Annotated in this window: 16 protein-coding genes; 2 read left to right on the plus strand and 14 right to left on the minus strand. The window is 68.1% G+C overall.

Features of this window, described 5'->3' with window-relative positions:
• Nucleotides 1-41: 41 nt before the first annotated feature.
• Complete coding sequence (locus JW958_04035; protein MBN1825413.1) at nucleotides 42-926, plus strand: DUF89 family protein; 885 nt, start codon at nucleotides 42-44, stop codon at nucleotides 924-926.
• On the opposite strand, the gene JW958_04040 is transcribed toward JW958_04035, so the two are convergent.
• The 14 genes from JW958_04040 to JW958_04105 all read right to left on the minus strand — a co-directional run bounded on the left by JW958_04040 (nucleotide 923) and on the right by JW958_04105 (nucleotide 18,607).
• Nucleotides 923-2,383 (minus strand): FAD-dependent oxidoreductase, encoded by a 1,461-nt coding sequence (locus JW958_04040; GenBank protein ID MBN1825414.1) that lies wholly within the window; start codon nucleotides 2,381-2,383, stop codon nucleotides 923-925. The genes JW958_04035 and JW958_04040 overlap by 4 nt on opposite strands.
• Complete coding sequence (asnB, locus tag JW958_04045; GenBank protein ID MBN1825415.1) at nucleotides 2,380-4,266, minus strand: asparagine synthase (glutamine-hydrolyzing); 1,887 nt, start codon at nucleotides 4,264-4,266, stop codon at nucleotides 2,380-2,382. The genes JW958_04040 and asnB overlap by 4 nt, the downstream gene beginning before the upstream one ends.
• Complete coding sequence (locus JW958_04050) at nucleotides 4,266-5,447, minus strand: glycosyltransferase family 4 protein (protein MBN1825416.1); 1,182 nt, start codon at nucleotides 5,445-5,447, stop codon at nucleotides 4,266-4,268. Before JW958_04050 ends, asnB begins: the two co-directional genes overlap by 1 nt.
• Nucleotides 5,444-6,238 carry a hypothetical protein gene (locus tag JW958_04055; GenBank protein ID MBN1825417.1) on the minus strand — a complete coding sequence of 265 codons (795 nt, stop codon included), beginning with the start codon at nucleotides 6,236-6,238 and terminating at the stop codon, nucleotides 5,444-5,446. The genes JW958_04050 and JW958_04055 overlap by 4 nt, the downstream gene beginning before the upstream one ends.
• A gap of 97 nt (nucleotides 6,239-6,335) precedes the next feature.
• On the minus strand, nucleotides 6,336-7,634 hold the full coding sequence (locus JW958_04060; GenBank protein ID MBN1825418.1) for an alpha/beta fold hydrolase: 1,299 nt from the start codon (nucleotides 7,632-7,634) through the stop codon (nucleotides 6,336-6,338).
• A complete protein-coding gene (locus JW958_04065) occupies nucleotides 7,631-8,806 on the minus strand; it encodes a glycosyltransferase family 4 protein (protein MBN1825419.1) in 1,176 nt (391 codons plus the stop codon). Before JW958_04065 ends, JW958_04060 begins: the two co-directional genes overlap by 4 nt.
• Nucleotides 8,797-9,777 carry an NAD-dependent epimerase/dehydratase family protein gene (locus JW958_04070; protein ID MBN1825420.1) on the minus strand — a complete coding sequence of 327 codons (981 nt, stop codon included), beginning with the start codon at nucleotides 9,775-9,777 and terminating at the stop codon, nucleotides 8,797-8,799. The genes JW958_04065 and JW958_04070 overlap by 10 nt, the downstream gene beginning before the upstream one ends.
• A gap of 33 nt (nucleotides 9,778-9,810) precedes the next feature.
• The gene (locus JW958_04075; protein ID MBN1825421.1) at nucleotides 9,811-11,448 is read right to left on the minus strand and encodes a C69 family dipeptidase; all 1,638 of its coding nucleotides are present in this window, start codon (nucleotides 11,446-11,448) and stop codon (nucleotides 9,811-9,813) included.
• A gap of 272 nt (nucleotides 11,449-11,720) precedes the next feature.
• Nucleotides 11,721-12,431, minus strand: coding sequence for a phosphate uptake regulator PhoU (locus JW958_04080; GenBank protein MBN1825422.1), 711 nt, complete (start codon nucleotides 12,429-12,431; stop codon nucleotides 11,721-11,723).
• Between the two features lie 6 nt (nucleotides 12,432-12,437).
• The gene (locus tag JW958_04085) at nucleotides 12,438-13,562 is read right to left on the minus strand and encodes a Na/Pi symporter (protein MBN1825423.1); all 1,125 of its coding nucleotides are present in this window, start codon (nucleotides 13,560-13,562) and stop codon (nucleotides 12,438-12,440) included.
• Between the two features lie 234 nt (nucleotides 13,563-13,796).
• Nucleotides 13,797-14,690: a hypothetical protein gene (locus tag JW958_04090; GenBank protein ID MBN1825424.1), complete on the minus strand. Its 894-nt coding sequence runs from the start codon at nucleotides 14,688-14,690 to the stop codon at nucleotides 13,797-13,799.
• A complete protein-coding gene (locus tag JW958_04095) occupies nucleotides 14,691-15,875 on the minus strand; it encodes a DUF362 domain-containing protein (protein ID MBN1825425.1) in 1,185 nt (394 codons plus the stop codon).
• Nucleotides 15,876-15,989: 114 nt separating this feature from the next.
• Nucleotides 15,990-17,654 carry a 4Fe-4S binding protein gene (locus tag JW958_04100; protein ID MBN1825426.1) on the minus strand — a complete coding sequence of 555 codons (1,665 nt, stop codon included), beginning with the start codon at nucleotides 17,652-17,654 and terminating at the stop codon, nucleotides 15,990-15,992.
• Nucleotides 17,651-18,607 (minus strand): DUF362 domain-containing protein, encoded by a 957-nt coding sequence (locus JW958_04105; protein MBN1825427.1) that lies wholly within the window; start codon nucleotides 18,605-18,607, stop codon nucleotides 17,651-17,653. The genes JW958_04100 and JW958_04105 overlap by 4 nt, the downstream gene beginning before the upstream one ends.
• Nucleotides 18,608-18,879: 272 nt before the next feature.
• Between JW958_04105 and JW958_04110 the strand changes: the two genes are divergently transcribed.
• Entirely contained in the window at nucleotides 18,880-19,995 is a 1,116-nt protein-coding gene (locus JW958_04110; GenBank protein MBN1825428.1) for an anaerobic sulfatase maturase, read from the plus strand.
• Nucleotides 19,996-20,058: the final 63 nt, after the last annotated feature.

Below are 20,058 nucleotides of genomic sequence, written 5' to 3' on the forward strand. Positions count from 1 at the left end.
GCACAGACGTTCCTCCCGGCGCCGAACATCGGATCGAAGAGATGCGCACCTATTTGGATTGCTACCCCTGTTTCATGCGGCAAGCCCTCGACGCCCTCGGCCGGATCACCGAAGACGAGGAGGAGCAGCTCCGCATCTTGCAGGGGGTGACCGAGGAGATCGCCTCCTTCGACCCGACCAGCACCCCGCCGGAGATGGCGCAACGCATCCACCGCATACTCCGCCGCGAGACCGGCCTGGACGATCCCTATCGAGAGGCGAAGGAGGAGAGCACCCGGCACGCCCTGGCGCTTTATCCCGAGCTGAAGAGGATCGTGGAGGAATCGGACGATCCTCTCGAGACGGCGATCCGCGTCAGCGTGGCGGGGAACATCATCGATCTGGGCGCGACGGCGGAGTACGACCTGGAGGGCGGGATCGAACGCGCGCTGAAACAGGACTTCGCCGTGCACGACATCGGGCAATTCCGCGCGCGGTTGGCGGAGACGGAGCGCCTCCTTTTCCTGGGTGACAACGCGGGCGAGACCGTCTTCGACCGCGTGCTGATCGAGACGCTCGGCAGGCCGGTGGATTACGCGGTGCGGGGAGCGCCGGTAATCAACGACGCCACCCGGGAGGACGCCGCCGCCGCCGGACTGGACCGCGTGGCCCACGTCATCGACAACGGATCGGACGCGCCGGGCACTCTTCTCCCGTTCTGCTCCGAGGAGTTCCGGACCGTCTTCCACGAGGCGGGGCTCATCCTCGCCAAGGGGCAGGGGAACTACGAATCGCTCAGCGAGGAACCGGCCCCCCTCTTCTATCTGCTCCAGACCAAATGCCCTGTGATCGCGCGCGACCTGGGCGTTCCGGTTCAAAGCCTCGTTTTCAAGAGGAACGGCGCGGGCGACGCCGAACGTTCCGCCTCGAACCACCCCGTCGCCTAAGGGGCGGGGTCGATCTCCCGTCCGCTCCACCCGAGGATTTCGCGCACGCGCTCCGCCGCCGCCCGACCTTCCTCCGGCGCCGCGCCCCAATCGGTCCTCCTGAGGAGAAGGTCCTCCATCGTGAGAACCGACTCCTCCTCGATCAGCGCGCGGAGCGGTCCGGCGAGATCGGCCGGGTCCCCCTCCAGGAGCGGACGAGGGTCGACCGGGTCCGGCGAGGATCGCGCCGGGGGGCGTTCGGCGGCCGTCGCGAGTGAAGCGGGCGCGCCGGGGAAGGCGAGGCGCACCGCCTTTTCCGCCACGAGACGCGCGGTTGTGTACTTTACGCCCGAAACGGTGATGACGCCTCGCGGGCCGCCGGCGCGCCCATGATCGCGGATCACCTCCCGGACCGCCAGGTCGTCCGTACCCTCCCGGCGCACCGGCAGATAACCCGCGTACACGCGGAGAACGTGTTCCGGTCCCGCTTCGAGACCGGGGGCGGCGCGGTTCAGATCCTCCAGAAGCTCCTTCCGCTCGGCTTCCGTCGGCCGGGGCGGTCCCTCCGCGTCCGCGCGCGGGACGTGGAGCGTTCCGGCGAAAACCCGCCCGCGGCGAGGCGTCAGGAAGTAGGTGCGCGCCCCCGGGCCGGGAGGGGCGACGGCGAGCGCCGCCGGCGACGGCGGCGGCCTGTCGAGAAGCACGTTCACCGCGAGGGAAGGGCGGAAGAGGGCGGGGATGTCCCCGTCGAAACGGGCTGCGAAGCGCCGGCAGGCGGGACCCGCGCAATTCAGCACGCGGTCGGTCCGGAAAAGGAGTTCCCGCCGCGCGACCCGGTCGAAGGCGCGCACCCCCGCCGCGGCGGCGTCCCGTATGTCCAGGTCGAGCGCTTCGGTGTAATTGAGCGCCACCGCGCCGAGCGCCGACGCCCGGCGCAGGGTCTCCATCAGAATCCGCGGCGCGCTGATCATCGCGCCGTCGTGCCATACGCCGCCGCCGAGCAGGCGGCGCCCGGCGGCGCCCGGCCAGAGACGGGCCGTCTCCTCCGGCGCGAGGGTTTCGCCGTTCGGAAGCCGGCGGTCCGGGCGGACTCCGTCGTTTCTCCGGCGCGACAAAAATCCATTCATGGCCAAAGCGATTCGAAAGAAAAAAGGACGCTTGAGCCCTCCGCCGCGGAGCGGCATCAGGCAACGGAGCGGCTCCACTCCATCGGGATAATCGAGAAAGAAACGACGCCTCTCGGCGACGGATTCCCGGAAGCGGGGCAGATCCAGGGTCTGCAGATAGCGGAGCCCGCCGTGGATCACGCTGAGCGAGTTGGCGCTCGTGCCGCCGCCGAAGTCGCCCCTCTCCAGGAGCAAACCCCTCCGGCCCCGTCGCGCCGCCTCGAGCAGGACGAAGGCGCCGTAGATGCCGCCCCCGATCACCACCAGGTCCCAGCGCTCTCCGGCCGCCCCCTCGGGATCCCGATCGATCAAACCGACCACCTCTCCCGCCAGTCCTCGAAGACGAGCATCGTCCAGAGAACGTGGCTGTGGTTCTCCCGCCCCTCCAGATGTTCCCGGACGAGGCGCTCCACCGTCTCTCCGCGAAAGACCCCCTCGCGGCGGATTCTCTCCGGCGCGAGCCGATCCAACAGGAGTGGTTTCAATTCGCGCCGCAGCCAGTGTTTGATCGGTATGCTGAAGCCCTCCTTGGGGCGGTCCACGCAGCGCGGCGGAACATGGCGGCGGGCGACCGATTTGAGGAGCCTTTTGGTCTTCCCGCCGGAAACCTTGAGACGGGAAGGCATCCGGAAAGCGAGCTCCACCAGCTCCCGATCGAGGAGGGGAACGCGCGCCTCCAGAGAGCAGGCCATGCTCATCCGGTCCACCTTGACCAGACAGTTGTCGACGAGATAGCTGCGGGCGTCCACGAAAAGGGCCCGGTCCGTCTCGTCCCGTCCCTCCGCCTCGCGCCGCAGGTCCAGCACGTGCGTCTCCGCCGGACGGGCGAGGGCGGCGAGCGCTTCGTCGGTGAAGAGGGCGCGGCGGAGCGCGTCGCCCGCGAAGATCCGCCAACGCGCGTGCCCCAGCGCCCGGTCCTCCGCCATCCCCTGCGCGAAGCGGCGCGCCTTGTTCACGAAACCTTTCTTTTTCGGGCTCGGCGGAAGGGCGAGCACCGCCGGTTCCAGGACACCCCGCCGGATCCAGCGCGGGATCCTCTCCCAGAGCACCGCCTTTTCGCGGGCGAGATAGGTCTCGTAGCCGCCGAAAAGCTCGTCGCCGCCGTCGCCGGTGAGCGCCACCGTCACTTCGTCGCGCGCGAGGCGGGAGACGAGATAGGTCGGGAAGACGGAGAAGTCGCCGATCGGATCGTCCAGGTGCGGCATCAGCTTTTCAAAGAGATCGCCGATGTCGGGGCGGATCGTCTCGCTCCGGTTCGACACGCCCAGGTGCTCCGCCACGGCGCGCGCGTGGGGGAGTTCGTTGTAGGTCGGGTCGTCGAAGCCGATGCTGAAGGTGCGCGCCTCTCCCATCGCCGCGACCACCAGGCTGCTGTCCACGCCGCCGGAGAGGAGCGCGCCGAGAGGAACGTCGCTCACCATCTGGCGCCGCACGCACTCGCCGATTTTTCCGTCCACCGCGTCCTCCCACTCGGCGTCGGTGCGGGGCTCCGCGCCGCCGTACGCCTCGCCGGGCGGGGGGATTCGCCAATACCTTTCCCGCCGCGCCTCGAGGGAACGGAGGTCGAGGTCGAGGAAGGTCGCCGGTTCCAGCTTGTGAACTTCACGCATCAAGGTACCGGCGCCGGGCACGTACTCCCAGGCGAGAAGCTCGGCGAGCCCCTCCAGGTCGAGAGAAGGACGGATCAAACCGGAGGCGAGCAACGCCTTGACCTCCGACCCGAAGAGAAAGAGGCCGGGTGCGGCGGACCAGTAAAGCGGCTTGATCCCCATGTGGTCGCGGGCGAGAAGAAGGCGGGCGCGCCGCTCATCGTGCAGGGCGAAGGCGAACATGCCGTTCAGGAGGGGGAGCATCCCCTCGCCCCGTTCTTCGTAGAGGTGGACCAGCACCTCCGTGTCCGCGGCGGTGCGGAAGCGGTGTCCCCGCCCTTCCAGATCGCGCCGGAGCTCCCGGTAGTTGTAAATCTCGCCGTTGAAGACGACGCGGATCGAACCGACCTCGTTCGCGATCGGTTGGCCGCCCCCCTCGACGTCGATCACCGCGAGCCGGCGCATGCCGAGCCCCACGTTGCCGCGCGTTTCGATCCCCTCGCCGTCCGGACCGCGGTGCACGAGCGCGGCGCACATCGCCCGTATCCGCTCCTCCTCCGGCGGCGGCGATCCCGGCGCGACGGCGATGCCGGCGATGCCGCACATCAGAGAACCCTCCCGAGCAGGGCGCCGATCTTCCCCTCGTACGCCTCCCGGCCGTAGTGTTCCCGATAGCGTTCCCGCGCGGCCGCCGCGATTCTCTCCCTCGTCTCCCCGTCGTCGAGGGCCGCCGCGATCCCCGCCGCCATCGACTCGGGATCCGGATCGACCAGAATCGCCGTTTCGTCGTCCAGCACCTGCGTGTGGGAGCGGATCCGGGTCGCCACCAGAGGGACGCCGCGCGCCATCAACTCGTACAGCTTGAGCGGCGTGTTGGTGCCGCTGATCCTCGGCGAAACGACCAGGTCCGCCGAGTCCAGAAGGCGGCGGGCGGCGGCGACCGGAATCCGGCCGTGCACCGCGCAACGCTCACCGAGCCCGAGGGCGGCCGCGGCGCGACGCGTCTCCTCCACCTGCTCCGGCGCGCCCCCGACGACGAGAAGCCGCGCCCCCGGGGCGCGACCGCCGAGCCGCGCGAAGGCGCCGAGCAGCAGGTCGATCCCTTGATAAGCCTCGAATGTTCCGGCATAAACCACCAGCGGTCCGTCCTCGGCGACCGGGAAAGGCGGCTCGTCCCCTCCCTCCGCTTCGGCGCGCGCGAGCTTCACCGGATCGAAGAGGGAGTTCTCGATCAGGAAATGGCGGTCCGCGGGAACGCCGACGGCGAGTGCGTACTCCGCCAGCTCCGGACAGATGGTGATCACCGCGTCGCTCCGGCGGAGCGCGCTCCTCTCCAGCCGCTCCAGCAGGCCGATCCAAAAACGGGACCGGGTGAAGCGGAAGTTGGTCATCTGCTGGGGAAGGCTGGAGTGCATGTCGTAGACGAGGCGGTAACGGAAGAGCGGCTTCAGAAACAAGGCGAGGAAGACCGCCTCTTCGTGGGCGTGCACGAAGCGGTACCTCCGGCGGAGGAGCGCGCCGATCATGCGGAAGAAGAGAACCCCGTCGAGAAAGAACTTGAGCGGCGAAGGACCGATCCGCACCGTTCCGAGGAAACGAAAGGCGGGAATGCGGAGAATCCGCACCCCCGGGATCGACACGTCCTCCCCCTGCCCGTAGGTGAGAAGATCGATCGAGAGGCCCTTCCCCGCCATCACCAGGGTGCGGTAATAAACGCTGAAGGGGGTGCCCCGGGGGGAGAAGAACGGTTGGGGCGCGACGACCAGGACCCGGCTTTTCCCCTTCATCGCCTCACCTTTCGTATTTGCATCGCCGTCTGCTTGACGAAGAAGGGGACGAGCCGGTCCCGCCTCCCGTAGACGCGGAAATCCGCCCCGTCCCGAACCAGTCTCTCCCGAATCGAGGCGAAGGGACGCTCGGGATCGGGCGCGCCGTCGAGGATCAACCCGTATCGCCCCGCGTGCCTCTCCTGGCTTCGGAAAGGGAACGGATCGGTGCCGGGAAGGACGCGAAAGCCGAGGCGCCGCGCTTCTCGGAGGATCAGGGGCTCGGTTTTGCCGGAAAGTCGGTTCGCCACGTCGCCGAGAAAGAGACGGGACGGATCGGCGCTCCGGAGGAGCCTCCGGATCACCCGGCCCCGCCTCCCCCACCACTTGCCGAATCCCCAGGGAAGGACGACGAGCGCCTCAGCGTCCAAGGCGCGCTCTACGGTGCGCTCCGCGCTCTCGCCCGCCGGGGGCTTTTCCCGGATGCCGAAGACGAGCACCTCCACTTTCTCGCGGGTCGCCACCTGCCCGCCCGCGACGAGGGCGATACGGGCGCCGTCCTCCCGCCGGGCGAGAACCGAAACCGCCTCGCCGGTCGGCGCCGACGCCCAGGCGCGGCACGATCGGTCGATCCCCCCCCCGCCCCAACGCGAAAAGGAATCGCGCCCCTCGCAGTCGGCGACGAGAAGACAACCGGTCGCGCCGGCGGGCAGGCCGTTCCCTTCGGCGGCGCGCCGGAAGTGGTCGGCCGCCCCGTCGAGAAACGCTTCCAGACGGAAGCAGGGATGAAGGTGCGCGTGCGTGTCGATCATCGAACCGAGTATAGCACCGGCCCCACGGCACGATCATCGTGGAATAGGGCCTCCGGAGAGCGGAGCGAAGAGAGAGGCGAGTGCCGGGGGGAGAAGGTCAGCGGGGCGTCCCCTCCCGGAATCGCCGCAGCAGGGCCGATGCGCGCCGAATCGCGCGCAGGTCCCCCGCCACGAGTCCGATCCGGGCGCCGGAGTTGAAGTAGTGATCCGTACCGAGGAGATCCCACGACTCCTTCGGCGCGGGAAGCCGCGCGAAGAGAACGTCCCGCATCGCCTCCACGTCTTCGTGCTCCCTGCCGAAACGGACGAAGAGAATCCTCGTTCGATTCGCCGGAAGAAGGCGGATGAGCGGGAGGGTGTCGTAGTAGAGCGCGCAGATCCGGTCCACTTTCTCCCGAGAGATCCGGCGATCGAGGCGCCGGTCCGTGTGGAAGCGCTCGTACCAATAATCACTCTGGGGCCCTCGCTTCTCCAGGCTCCCCCCGAAGAGGGCCGCCCCCGCGGCGTCCGGCCGCGCGCCGACCAGGCGGACCGCCTCCCGCACCCCCATCGAGTGCCCGACCACGATGACCGGCGCGCCGCCGCAGATCGCGCGAAGCGTATCGAAAGCGGCCGCCTCATCGGGGAGGGGATCCCATGTCTCAATGGCCGACGTGTCGGGGAGAGGACTCTCCCCATAGCCGGGATGATCCACGGCGAGCACGGCGTAACCCGCGTCGCGGAGCGCGCGGCGGAGCGCCTGCGCCGCCGCCTGCGCCGAGCCCCGCCGGTCCGCCCCGTGGAGAAGCACCGCGCCCGGCGCGCCGTCCCCTTCCGGCGAGCGTTCGAACCAGGCGACCGCCCCGCCGGGCAGGACGATCCTATCGGCGCGGGGGGCGGGACCGAAGGCGAGGAAAACGACGCGCGAAGGGGCGATCGCCGGAACGAGCGTACGCCACGCTCCGGATACCGCCCACGGATGAAGGAGCCGGATCGCCGCCACCGCGAACAGGGGAAGGAGCGCCGCCGCCCATCGAAGCATCGCGCCGCGCCGGAGGAACAGGCGATCGAGCGTGAAACCGAACGGCACCCAAAGGAGGAGAAAGGCCGCCGTTCGCAGCGGGGCGAGCGGGGGAACGGAGAGAAAACCCGCGAGGAGGAAAACGCCCCCCTCGGCGGCGAGGCGGAGGATCGTCCTGCGGCGCCTCCACTCGATCGGCGCGCCGAGAACGGCCGCGAGGAGCGCCGGGCCGAGCGGCGTCCAGGCGCCGGCTCCGGAAGCGGCGATCCATGTGGAGACCATCGCGACGGCCCAACCGGCCGCGCGTAAGGATCGGCGGGGCGGATCGGCGCGGAGCGCCGCCGCGGTCGCGCGGAGAAGCGCCGCGAAGAGCAGAAAAAGCCAAACCCGGCTCATCGCACCATCCCCTCCAATCGGTCCGACAGTTCGCCGACGATGACGCTCCAGGAGTAACGGCTTCGAAGACGATCGAAATCGACGGCCTCCACCGGACGGTTCCGGTCGAGCGCCTCCAGAATCCGAGCGGGAAACTCCTCGACCGATGCGATCCGCAAGCCGGCGTAGTCCTTCTCGAGGGAGCGCGCGCCGACGGCGGTCGCCACCACCGGCTTCCCGCAGGCGAGCGCCTCGATGATCTTCGTCGGCGATCCCCGGCCGCGCCGCATCGGCGAGATCACCAGGTCCGCCCCGCGGAGCAGGGCGGGATAGTCGTCGACGAAACCGGTCATTTCCAGGTTCGGCCCTCCGGCTCCCTCCGGGGGCCGCGCCCCGACGAAACGGAAGAGCACGTCCGGCAGGCGCTCCGCCACGGGCCCGACGATCCGTTCCGCGGCGATCCGAAGCGCCTCGCGGTTGAAGGGGATGCCGAAGTTCCCGCAGAAGAGGATCGTTTTCCGCCGGTTGCGGGGCGGTTCGTAGAAGGGGTGGAACACCTCCTCGTCGAAGCCCTGCGGGACGACGGCCACCCGCTCAGGCGCCGCCCATCTCCTGTAGTGCGCCGCCTCCTCCTCGTTGATCGCCGCCGTCAGCATCGCCCATCGTACCCCCGCCCTCTCGACGGCGTACACAAAGGGCGCGAGGAGTAGTCGCCTCGGATCGCTCCGCGCTTTGTCCAGCGAACCGCGATACTCCAGGTTGTGCGACGAGTACAGGAATGGCGGTCCGCCCCTTCGCCGCAACAGCAAACCGTAGAGCGCCGACGTGCCGTAATCGCACACGATCAGGTCGGGCTTCTCCCGCGCCGCCGCCCGGACCGCCGCCCGATAAAAACCACGGCTATAAAGGAAATATCCGGTCCGGCGAAAAGGAATCGCCGTCGACGAACGGAGCCCTTCGATCGGACGCGGCGGCGGCCGGTCGGGAAGGGGCGGTTGGCCGGACCCCTCGAAGTGGATCAGATGCGTGTCGAATCGGCGGGCGAAAACACGCAGAAAACCGGCGGCCCGGACGGCGCTCCCGGTGAGGGGCGCCCGCGGATCGTGCAGGGAGAGATAGAGAACGCGGATTTTTCCCGCCCCGCCCCCGCCGGTAAAATCGCCGTGCCGATCCTTCCCGCCGCTCAGAGCCATCCCTCCTCCCGGTACCACGCAGCCGTGGCGGCGAGTCCCTCGCGCAGGGAGACCGCCGGTTCATAACCGAGAAGCCGGCGCGCCTTTTCGATGGAGAAGGACCGGTTGCCGTGGAAAAAGGTCACGCGCCTCGGATAGAGCGGGGGGGTCAAGCCGAATATCCGGCAGACTCGATCGCAGGCCCAGGCCGCGGTGTAAACCGGGCGATAGGGGAGGCGGAGGCGGGGGCGCGGCCGGCCGAGGGCGTCCGCGACGGCGGCCGCCAACTCCCGGAGCGGGATCGCCGGCGGACCGCCGATGATGAACGTTTCACCGATCGCCTCGGGGCGTCTCCCGCAGAGGAGGAAGCCCTCCACCAGGTCGTCCACGTGGGTCATCTGGTAGAGCCCCCGGCCGGAACCGATCATCACGAAGGCGCCGCGGTCGATCAGGCGAAAAAGTTTGAGAAATCGACGATCTCCCGGTCCGTAGATGCCGACGGGCCTCACCGTCGCTCCGGGGAGACCGGCGGCGAAGCGCTCGCGCGCCAGAAGCTCCCCTTCCAGTTTCGATCGCTGATAGTGATCGCCGGGGGCGAAGGGGGCGTTTTCGTCGGCGGGTGGGCGCAACACGTCGCCGTGCACGCCCACGGTGGAACAGTGCACGAACCTGCCCACGCCGGCCCCCTCCGCCGCGTCCAGGGCGTGGCGCGTCCCTTCCACGTTGACCCGGTGGAATTCCTCCCGAGAGGCGTGTTCGCGGCGGTAGGCGGCGGCGAGGTGATAGACCACGTCGATTCCGCGGAAGGCGGCGGCGATCGAGCCGGGATCGGTCAGGTCGCCGACGAAGGGTTCCACGCCGATTCGCTCGAGCTCGTCCGCCCCTATTCGGGTCCGAACGAGCCCGGCCACGCGCCCCCCTTCACGGGCCAGGCGCCGGCAGAGGGCTCCGCCGGTGAATCCTCCGGCGCCGGTGACGAGCGCACCACTCATCTCCTCTCCGTTCCTTCTCCCGCGCGCGGCGTCTCAGTCGACCAGGCGCCATCCCGCCGAATCGTCCGGCGCGATCCGGAAGGCGTCCGGCCGGAGCCGGATAACGTCCCGGAGCCACGCCTCCGGATATCCCGCGTTTTGCGGGCGCCCGTTTTCGTCCTTCACGTATCCATCGTTGAACTTGGTGAGCAGATGCTCGCCGAGATCGCGCCAGCGCTCGACAACGCGTTCGGCGCGTGAAACCGAATAGTCGGTCAGGTAACGCCTCATCAGTTCCGGGTCGGTTCGGGCGAGTTCCGCCGCGGTCCGCTCCACCGCCGGTTGGAGGGCGAGGGCGTCCCTCTCCAGCTCCCGCTGCGCCGCCAGGATCTCGGGGAGCATGTCGGCGTAGCGAAGGGAGGAGATGTTGGAGACGAAGTTGAACACCCACCACGCCGAGTCCCAGGTGAATCGATCCAGCGATCCGGTCGACCAAGAGGGGGGCGCCCGATCGATGCAGCAGTAGAGGGGCGTATAGCAGGTCATGTAGGTGTCGTCCACGCCATACCAGATCACGCCCCCCACCGGGTCGGGGAGGTCCGCCCGGGACTGGGTCACCACCGAAAACCCGGTTTGCTGCGTCGAGATCGGCCGCTCCCACGTGTAGGTTTCGCCGTCCACGCTCCAATCGATGGGGCGCCAGCGATAGGGAGAGCCGTAGGGGCCGGCGTCGACGCCGCGGGTCATGTCGAAGTCGGTTCCCTCGTAGTGGTCGCGCATCAGCGCGAAGAGACCCTCCGTGGAGATCTTCTCGTCCGGCTCGATCCAGAGCGGGTACGGCTCGGCGCCCGGCACGCCGCGGAAATAGTCGGGCGAGAATTCGCGGGAGGGAGCGGCGCGGCGGAAGACGCTCCATACCCGTCCGGCGGTGTACCGGAGGGTGCGCGCCGTGGGCGGGCAGTAGACGTCGCAAAAACGGAAGGGCGCGTCCGAGTCGGAATCGTACCAGCCACGCTCCTCGGCGAAACGGATCACGTTCGGCGCGTAAAGACAGTTCTCCGGATCGTCGAGCGGGAAGGTCCCGATCCGCGCCTTGTTGGCGTGGCAGGAGATCGTCCCATCCGGGAGGCGAACCGCCACCCAAAGCGCGCCGCGTCCACCCGGCCCCGGTCCGATCATCTCCAGGATCCACGCCTCCTCGGTATCGGCGATGGAGAAGGACTCGCCGGTGGAGCGGTAGCCGTGCTCGTCGACGAGTTCGGTCATCACTCGAATCGCCTCGCGGGCGGTGCGCGCGCGCTGCAGGGCGATCTGCATCAGGTCCCAGTAATGGAGGAGCCCTTCCGGGTTCTGCAGCTCCGGCCGGCCGTCGAAGGTGGTCTCGCCGATGGCGAGCTGGTGCTCGTTCATCTGCCGGATCACGCGATAGGTGTGCGGGATCTCCGCGATCTTGCCGCGGAGCTTTCCGCCCCAATCGACGATCTCCAGCGAATCGCCCGCCTGGTGATCCGCCGGCTCCCGGATACGGAGGAGCGGGTGAAACTCGCCGTCGCAGCTGTAGGTGATCATCACCGAGCCGTCCGCCGACGCCCCCTTCGTGACCAGAATGTCCGTGCACGCTTCCGCCGCGGAGAAAGACGCGAGAAGCGTCGCGGCGAGGAGAAACCCGTTTCGGAAAACGCCCCTGTTCATCGTTTCCTCCCTCGTGGTATCGGGGGACGCGGGCCGGAACGACCGGCGCGTTTCCATCTTACTCCGTCCCCCCCCCTTTTGCATCTCCACCGGCGGAGGAAGGGATGGAATCCGGGCGCGATAGGGGGAAAGGAACGGGGCGGGGAGCGCGGCGGTCGGGAGACGGGACGGCGAAAGCGCGGCGGGGCGGGCGAAGCGCGGCCCGCCCCCCTCGCCGTCGGCACACACACGAAAGGGCGACCCTCTTGCGGCGGCGCGCGCCGCCGTCCGGCTTATTCGTCCCCGTCGTTTTCGATCTTTTCCGGTTCGTCGTCGGGATTCGTTTTCTCCCGGAAGCCGATCCGGTAGTAGGGGTTCACGACGCTGGTCGCCACGTTCTTCAGGTGCGCGCTGATCCGCTTCAGATAACGGAGGTAGAGAGCCGCCGTGACCGCCTCGCCGGAGTCGCGGGCCATCACCTTCCCGGCGATCAGGTCCTGGACCAGATCCTCGATCCGGTCCGCCACCATCTGATGATCACCGATGATCTGTCGCGCCTTGTCCGCGTCGGAACTCGCCAGCGCCCCCGGGATGTTCTCGAAGAGCCGCGTGACCGTCGCCTCGATCTCCTTGATCTCGCCCTCCAACTCGCCGCCGTGAAAGACTTTGGGATGGGCCGAGGCCAGCTCGACGATGTTTTTCGCGTAATCGCCCAGCCTCTCGATGTCGATGACGATGGCGGTGAGCACCAGCGCGCCGGTGATGTCCGGATTGGAGTTTACGGCGAGGTGAGTCACGATGTCCCGGCGCACCTTGCGCTCGAAACGGTTGATCCTCCGGTCCCGTTTATAGATGTCCACCTCGGGCGTTCCATGGGTCCAGAGCGAGGCGACCGCGTCGTCGAACATGCTCTTCGAGTCGCGGAGCATGACCAAGCATTCTCGATATGCCTCTTCGCAAAGACTGTCCTTTTCGAAAAGACCGAGCAGTTTCTTCCACACCATTTCTTCCTATCCCCCCGATCTCACCCGGGCGATGACGTAAAACAGAGGCACCAGAACGAGACAAGCGTAAAAAACGATGATGATGATCGCGCTTCTTCCCGACCGGGAGGCGAGATCCCCCGCCTTCCGGGCCATCCACAGGGGAACGGCCTTTCCCGGATAAAATATGAGCATCCCCATTATGTTGAACACCATGTGAGAGAAAGCGACGGTGATCGCCACGGGATTCCCTGTGGCGAAGGACGCCAGAATGGCGGTGATCGTGGTCCCCAGGTTCGCGCCGAGGGTGTAGGGAAAGATCTTCCTCAGGGAGAGAACGCCCGTGCCGGCCAGGGGGACCACGAGGGAGGTGGTGGCGGAGCTGCTCTGCACCGTGGCGGTCAGCAGCCAGCCGAGAAGGAAACCGGCGGCATCGTTCCGGAAGAGGACCCTGTCGAAGAATCCCTCCACCCGGGCGAAGACGAATCCCCGCATGATGCGGACCATCTGGGAGAGGGAGAAGAAGAGGGCGATCAGGGCGATAATGAGGAGAAGAATCGTGTGCGGGAAAACGCCGGCGAGTCCCTCCGTAACCGGGCGAACGACCGCCTTCAGGGGGCTCACCATGTGGATGCCCCCGAAACCCTCGAAGATTTTTTCCAGGAACAACGCCGTCCGCTCCACCGGATGCCAGAGCATCTCGATGGGGAAGATGACGAGCACCGCCAGTATGTTGAAGAAGTCATGAACCGTGGCGGCGGCGAAGGCCCTTCTGAACTCGCCCCGGCGGGTGACGTGCCCGATGGAGACGATGGTGTTGGTCACCGTGGTGCCGATGTTGGCGCCCATGATGATCGGCACGGCGAGGCGGAGGGGCAGGGTGCCCGCCGCGACGAGACCGACGGCGATGGAGGTCGTCGAGGAGGAACTCTGTACGATGGCGGTGGAGAGAAAACCGATGAGCAACGCCGCCAGCGGGTCGGATGTCGTGTGCAGAAGATGTTCGGCGAACTCTTTCCCGGCGAGCTTGAAGGCGACGCTCATCAGGTCGATGCTGGCGAGGAAGAGATAAAGCGCGCACAGAAAAAAGACGGGCGGGAAGATGGAACGCCAAGGTTCGGCGCGATGATGCTCCGCTGCGGGAATCTCCATGCGGGCTCCGTCTCCATCCATCGGATCGATCCGGCCGTCCCCTTCGTGGAAGACCGTCCGTCCCAGGTTCGAGGTCCGGTGTCTCCTGCGGGCGCCGTGTGACGGGCGCCTCCGCGATCGATCCCGGCCGGGTAATCCGCCCCGCCGATCCTATCATTCCCCGCCGGGCGCGGGCACGTTAAGAACATATTAATTCCCGCGAAGCCTCCAAGAGGGAAAACCCCCTAACGGCTTCTATTTCTGCAAGATAGGAGATGGCGTTCTCGCCGGGGGCGCCGCGGAGAGCCCGGTGCGGAGTTCGATGCGGATCCCGCCCAAGGCGGCGGAGCCGTACTCGTCCTTGTAGTCGCGGAAAACGAGGAAGCCCTCCTCCTCCCGGACGATCTCGAGATACGGGTCGAGACGGTCCGCCAGATTCCGAAAAGCGGCGCGCGCCTCCTCCTCGCCGGGATAATCGATCAGGATCCGGTCGTAGACCGCGGTGTCTCCCTCCGACTCCTCGTACCGGGCGGCGACGCCGTAGATACGGCCGCCGAGCCGCAGGATGTCCCCGTCGCCGAACAGATAGATCCTCTGCAGCGTGTAGGGACCGCGGACGAGCATCTCCGTGCCGGGGACGCGCCCCTCCTCGGGGAGGCGGCCCAGGAGGTCCGCCGGCTCCTTCTCCTCCGGTGCGGACGCCAGGGCGCGCCGGGCCAACTCCGCCGCGACCGGGAGAAGCGCCTCGTCGCCGCTGAAGATGTTCACCTGCAGAAAACGGCTCCCCTTGACGGCGCTGATCTGGTAGGGGTTCGCCGAGTTGCGCGCCCCCAATCCCTCGATGGGGGTCTCCTCGCCGCGGAGAAGCAGATAGATGGCGAGCGCCGCCTCGGGCGACTCCATCCGATAGGTTTCCACGTTCAGCTTCTTGTCGCCCGCGGCATAGCGCTCCACGAGCAGATCGCGGAAACCATACTCGTAAAACACCTCCGCGCCCCCGTTGATGTGGCCGAAGAGGTCCTGACCGGTGAAGCGGAGATCCTCGTCCGTTTTGCGGACGCCTTCGGGGAGAGGCCCTTCGGCGCGCAGAAGGGAGAGGGCGGCCAGCGCCGCGGCCGCGCCGAGCGCGAGTTTCACGGATCGTCTCATCTACACCACCACATGTTCGATGCGGGACGGGTCGGCGACGCCGAGGCCGAGCCTCTCGGCGTAATGGAGATACTCGGAGTATTTGGGGTGCTCGTTCACGCGAACCCCCATCTCCTTCCTCTTCGCCACCATCTGATCGTGTCCCACCCGGTCCATGGCGAAGGGATCGGTGGCGAGGTAGATCCGGTTGTGGACGAACGCCTTGTCCGCCACCGGCATCGGTCCGCCGTCGTACTGTCCTCGGAGGCCGTCCATCACGTTCAGCACCAGTTTGTCGCGGATCGCCGGGAAGGCGAGCACCTCGGTGCAGACATCGAAGAAGAGCGGCTGGTGAAGGCGGCCGGTGTTGCAGATCGCGCCGTAGCCGAGGTTCTTGGTCGCCATGGAGACGCCGTTCCCCGTGTTCTTGAAGACCGGCACGTTGATGATCTTGGTGAGGTCCCGGGTCACCAGCCGGCCGAAGGGGGATTTCCGGCCGTTGAAGACGTGCTGATTCAGGTAATTCTTGTCCTCCGGGCCCTCGACGTCCGCCCAGTAGTAGACGTCGGGATCGAACCGGCGGGCGCTGACGTGAAGACCGTCGGCGTTCAACCAGCCGCTGTCGTCCTTCGCCTCGCCGGTGAAGGCCGCCTCGTCCATCGTCTGCAGTCCCTCGATCCGGATGCCGGGATAACGCTTCGGCGTGAAGCCCGCCTCGGCGAGCATCGAGTCGAAACGGTCCCAGATGACGATCTTGTTCCGGCGGATGCCGTGGGCGACGAGCCAGGCGATGATCGCGTCCACCAGCTCGAGGCGGGTGCTGATCAGCCCGGCGCCGACCGGGTTCACCTTGATGCCGACCGTGTCGGTCCTATCGAAGAAGAGATGGAAAGAGTCCCGGAGGTTGCGCCGCGTGAGCGCCTGGATCCCACGGCCGAACATCGCCTCCACCGTCGCGGGGTCGGGCGAGCCGCCCGGCATGGCGGCGGGATCGTGTACTTCCACGACCCGTCCCGGGAAAGGACCGGGGAGGGAGTGATCCGTCCGAGGCACGGCGAGCGCGTCGTCCACGTTCGTGCGGGTGCGGCCGTCCGCTTCCTTCTTCCCCTCCGCCCAGGCGAGCGGATTGCCGAGCACCAGCCCGGCGCCCACCGCGCCGGCGGCCTGCAGGAAACGCCTGCGGCTCACGTTCCAGAGCGCGTTCATCGAATCGTAGGCCATGTCGATTCCCCCAGATCGTCGGGTCGAAGGGTCGTGTGGGCTCACGTTTATCCGATTGTAACCGATCGGGGCGTCGGTGTCCGGTCCTCGCGGGGCGGATCAGTCCCCGCCGTAGGCGCCGCCCCCCGCCCCCCAATCGAAGCCGGACTCGCCGGGGAGGATCGGTTGATTCTCCGGGTGCCGCGTCTCGTTGGCGCTGGTGACGCGGATGGCGGGACGGTCGGTGAAGGGGCACTTCGCCTCGCAGATGCCGCAGCCGATACAGAGGTCCGGGTCGACCTTCGGCTGCTTCAGGATCCGCGTCGATCCGTCCCGCTGGGGGACCTCCGCCTCGACGAACCAGATCGCCTTCTCCGGAAGAGGGCAGTGCTCTTCGCAGACGATGCAGTTCTTGCCATAGGCGTAGGGGAGACAGCGGGTGGTGTCGATGGCGGCGAGGCCGATCTTGGTTTCCTTTTTCTCCTCCGCGGCGAGAGGGCGGATCGCCCCGGTGGGGCAGACGTGCCCGCAGCGGAAGCACTCGTATTCGCAGTAACCGATTCGCGGCACAAGGCGCGGCGTCCAGATCCCCTCGAGGCCCGCCTCGAACAGCGTCGGCTGGAGCGCGTTCGTCGGGCAGATCTTCATGCAGAGCCCGCACTGCACGCAGCGTTGCAGAAATTCCCTCTCCGCGCGCGCGCCGGGCGGACGGATCAGTTCGGGGTTGAAGGTTTTCCCCTGGGCCTGCGGCGGGAGCCGCAGCGTGAGAAAGGCGCCGGCCCCGCCCGCGAGAGACGCCAGCGCCGCCCGCCGGCCGAGATCCGTTCCCGCCGAGGGGAAGGGGCGGAAGGGAATGCCGAAGCGGAAGTCGATCGCGCCGGGGGCGCACGCGCCGACGCAGTTCCAACAGCCGTAGCACTCGGAGGCGCGCCAGCCGCCCATCCGGTCCGGCTCGGCCGCCGCGGGGCAGGCCGCGGCGCATCGGCCGCAGGCGACGCACGCTTTCTCGTCGGAGACGAGGCGGAGCGCCGGTCGACGCGCGACGAGGCCGAGCAGCGCGCCGAGGGGACAGAGATAGCGGCACCAGAAACGGGGGCGAACGAGATTGGCGAGCAGCGCGCCCAGAAAGAGGAGAAAGATCAGGCCGCCGCCGGTGAAAACCTGCCGTGCGGCGACGAAGACGCCGTCCCGCATGAAGCGATAAGCCGGTTCGGTGATCGACGTCAGGTGGAGCGGCCCGGCGCGCGGATCCGCCCGGTAGACGGCGGTGGAGCCGTCCGCGACGGCGTACTGCAGCGCGGGGAGAACGGTGGTGACGGTGCTCCGGTAGAGCATGGAGAAGGGATCGAGCACGCCGACCCATCCCGCGCCGAGGAGCGCCGCCGCCAATAAACCGAAAAGGACGTAGTACTTGGCGCGCTGCCAGCGGGAGAAGCGCTCCCCCGCCGGCGCGGGTCGCCGCCGGAAACGCCGGCCGAGCCATCCCACCGCGTTGTGGAGCGCGCCGAAGGGACAGACCCATCCACAGAAGACCCGCCCCAGAAGGACCGTGACCACCAGGGTGATCAGCGCCGGGAACGCGAAGGCGGCGAGCGATCGGGAGGAGAGAACGGTGGCGATCTGGACGAGAGGGTCCAGGTCGAAAAAGAACCGCAGGCGACCCGGCGCCGGAGCGCCTTCGGACGCGCGCGTTCCCAGAAGAAGCCACGCGAAGAGGACGAAGAACGCCGCCTGGACGATCCTTCGGATCCAAATGATCTTTCGGGCGCGGGCGCGGGCGCTCACGAGACCCCGATCTCCTCCAGCACGGAAGCCCTCCAGTCGATATCGCCCAGGCCGGCACGGAAGCCCGCCTGCACCGTCAGGAGACGGTCCGGGCGATGGCCGAGCAGTTCGGCGCCGAAGGCGTCGAGGGCGACGACATCCACGCCGGCGGCGACGGTGTCCGTCCTTTTCACGTCCTTCGGGTTGCCGCCGGTCGGCCCGTTATTGGTCAGGATACGCACCGCGTCGAGCACGCAGAGGCGGGGCTTCATGAAGGCGGTGATATCGGTGAGGCAGGCGGGCAGGTCCTGATGCCAGGCGTTCCGCCGCCCCCCGACGATCCCCATGTAGTTTTTCATGCAGAGCGTGGCCTGCGAGAGGCCGTGATGCTTGGCGATGGGGACGTTGATCACCAGGTCCGCCTCGAGAATCTCGGGGTAGACCGGCCACTTCTCGAGACGATCTCCGCCGATCTTCACCTCGCGGAAACGGTCCTCGTCGAGGAAGACCGTCTCCGCGCCGGCCGCCCGCGCCGCCCCCTCGATCCCGCTGTTCCGGTACGCCTCCGCCGCCGGGTGGCAGGGATTGTCCCCTACCTTCACCTTCTTGGCGCCCGCGTCCAGGCAGAGCCGCGCCAGCGATCCCACCACCGCCGGGTTGGTGGTCGCCGCCAGCTCGGGCGCGCGATTCCAGCCGATGTTCGGCTTGATCCAGACCACGTCTCCGCGGGAGACGAAACGCTTCATCCCGCCGAGGGCGTCGATCGCCCTCTCGGTGAGACGGGCCGCCATCGCCTCCGTCTCCTCGTCGGGGACGGGATCGCCCGCCCATCGGGCCACGCAGAGATCGAGCGGCCCGGGGTGGACGGCCTTCTTCGCCGCCTCCTCGGCCCAGAGCGCCACCGGGGAGAGGGCCATCGCGCCCCCGACCGCCGCTGCGCGCCTCAGAAAATCCCGCCGGGTGAGATCGTTCATTGCAAAATCCTCCGCTCCTGGGGATGGGTGGCGCGGTCCCGGCCGGGGGGAGCCGGCCCTTCCTTTCCATCCTACCAAAAAGGACGAGGACGCGGGAGATCGGTCGCAAAGGAAAAAGAGCGCGGGCGGAACGCGCGGGGCGCCGAGCCGCGGGCAGGAGGAGCGCCGCTTGAGCGGGCGGCGCCGACATGATACCTTCGCTCGGTCCGGGAGCCGCGAACGCGGAGGAGAAGCCGCGCGCCGGCCCCGCGCCGATCGAGAGGCCGCCGTCGATGACCGCATTCTCCCTTCTTCTGAAACCCGCCTCGGCGGATTGCGACCTTCGCTGCCGCTACTGCTTCTATCGAGAGAACCCGGACACGCCCGCCGACCCGTCGGATCGCCGCATGAGCGACGCGATCCTGGAGAGGGTCATCTCCTCCTATCTCGCCACGGATCAACCGCGACACTCTTTTTGCTGGCAGGGGGGGGAGCCGACGCTGATGGGCGAGGCGTTTTTCCGGCGCGCGACGGAGCTGCAGGAACGTCACGCCCGTCCCGGCGCCGTGATCGAGAACAGCCTGCAGACGAACGCGGCCGGCGTCACCGACGGCCTCGCCCGCCACCTCGCCGAGCGGCGTTTTCTCGTCGGCGTCAGCATCGACGGTCCGGAGGATCTGCACGACCGCTACCGGGTCGACCGAGAGGGTCGGGGAACGCGCCGCGCCGTGTTGGCGGGGGTCGAGCGACTCCGCCGCGCCGGCGCCGAGCCGAACGCGCTCGCCCTCGTCACCCGGGACGGCGAGGGGCGCGCCGCCGAGATCTACCGCGAGCTCGGCCGTCTCGGCTTCCGCCACCACCAGTACATCCCCTGCGTCGAGACCGATCGCTCCGGCCGCCCGCTCCCCTGGTCCGTCACCGCGGAGGGATGGGGCGCTTTCCTCAGCGACCTCTTCGACGCCTGGCACGCCGCCGACACCCGCCGCGTTTCGATCCGCCTTTTCGATTCGATCCTGAACCGAATGGTGCTCGGCGTGGCGGACGTCTGCGCCATGGACCGCGCCTGCGGCGGTTACTTCGTGGTCGAAGCGAACGGCGACCTCTATCCCTGCGACTTTTTCGTGCGTGACGGCCTCCGCCTCGGCAACGCGACGCGCACGACCTGGGAGAAAGCGCTCTCCTCGCCCATCCGCCTCTCCTTCGCCGCGCGCAAAAGGGAATGGAACGAGGCGTGCGACCGTTGCGAATGGCTCGACCTCTGCGCCGGCGACTGCCTCAAGCATCGGCCCGGCGATTCCCGGGCGCTCAGCCTTCTCTGCGCCGGCTGGAAACGCTTTTTCCGCCACACGGAGGAACGTTTCCGCGGCCTCGCCTCCACGCTCCGCCGGGAAATGCACACCGACCGCTGAGCGATCCGCGCCCTCCGCGGGTAAGGAATCCGCTGCCCATCGCGGCGGCCGTGCTATAGTCGC

The sequence above is a fragment of the Candidatus Eisenbacteria bacterium genome (assembly GCA_016930695.1).
Classification (GTDB): Bacteria; Orphanbacterota; Orphanbacteria; order Orphanbacterales; family Orphanbacteraceae; genus JAFGGD01.

What these genes read in the sequence shown, in the direction of transcription:
- JW958_04035 (MBN1825413.1), top strand. Translation starts at nt 42, where the DNA reads ATGCGCACCTATTTGGATTGCTACCCCTGTTTCATGCGGCAAGCCCTC.
- asnB (MBN1825415.1), bottom strand. Translation starts at nt 4,266, where the DNA reads ATGTGCGGCATCGCCGGCATCGCCGTCGCGCCGGGATCGCCGCCGCCG.
- JW958_04050 (MBN1825416.1), bottom strand. Translation starts at nt 5,447, where the DNA reads ATGAAGGGGAAAAGCCGGGTCCTGGTCGTCGCGCCCCAACCGTTCTTC.
- JW958_04055 (MBN1825417.1), bottom strand. Translation starts at nt 6,238, where the DNA reads ATGATCGACACGCACGCGCACCTTCATCCCTGCTTCCGTCTGGAAGCG.
- JW958_04060 (MBN1825418.1), bottom strand. Translation starts at nt 7,634, where the DNA reads ATGAGCCGGGTTTGGCTTTTTCTGCTCTTCGCGGCGCTTCTCCGCGCG.
- JW958_04065 (MBN1825419.1), bottom strand. Translation starts at nt 8,806, where the DNA reads ATGGCTCTGAGCGGCGGGAAGGATCGGCACGGCGATTTTACCGGCGGG.
- JW958_04070 (MBN1825420.1), bottom strand. Translation starts at nt 9,777, where the DNA reads ATGAGTGGTGCGCTCGTCACCGGCGCCGGAGGATTCACCGGCGGAGCC.
- JW958_04075 (MBN1825421.1), bottom strand. Translation starts at nt 11,448, where the DNA reads ATGAACAGGGGCGTTTTCCGAAACGGGTTTCTCCTCGCCGCGACGCTT.
- JW958_04080 (MBN1825422.1), bottom strand. Translation starts at nt 12,431, where the DNA reads ATGGTGTGGAAGAAACTGCTCGGTCTTTTCGAAAAGGACAGTCTTTGC.
- JW958_04085 (MBN1825423.1), bottom strand. Translation starts at nt 13,562, where the DNA reads ATGGAGATTCCCGCAGCGGAGCATCATCGCGCCGAACCTTGGCGTTCC.
- JW958_04090 (MBN1825424.1), bottom strand. Translation starts at nt 14,690, where the DNA reads ATGAGACGATCCGTGAAACTCGCGCTCGGCGCGGCCGCGGCGCTGGCC.
- JW958_04095 (MBN1825425.1), bottom strand. Translation starts at nt 15,875, where the DNA reads ATGAACGCGCTCTGGAACGTGAGCCGCAGGCGTTTCCTGCAGGCCGCC.
- JW958_04105 (MBN1825427.1), bottom strand. Translation starts at nt 18,607, where the DNA reads ATGAACGATCTCACCCGGCGGGATTTTCTGAGGCGCGCAGCGGCGGTC.
- JW958_04110 (MBN1825428.1), top strand. Translation starts at nt 18,880, where the DNA reads ATGACCGCATTCTCCCTTCTTCTGAAACCCGCCTCGGCGGATTGCGAC.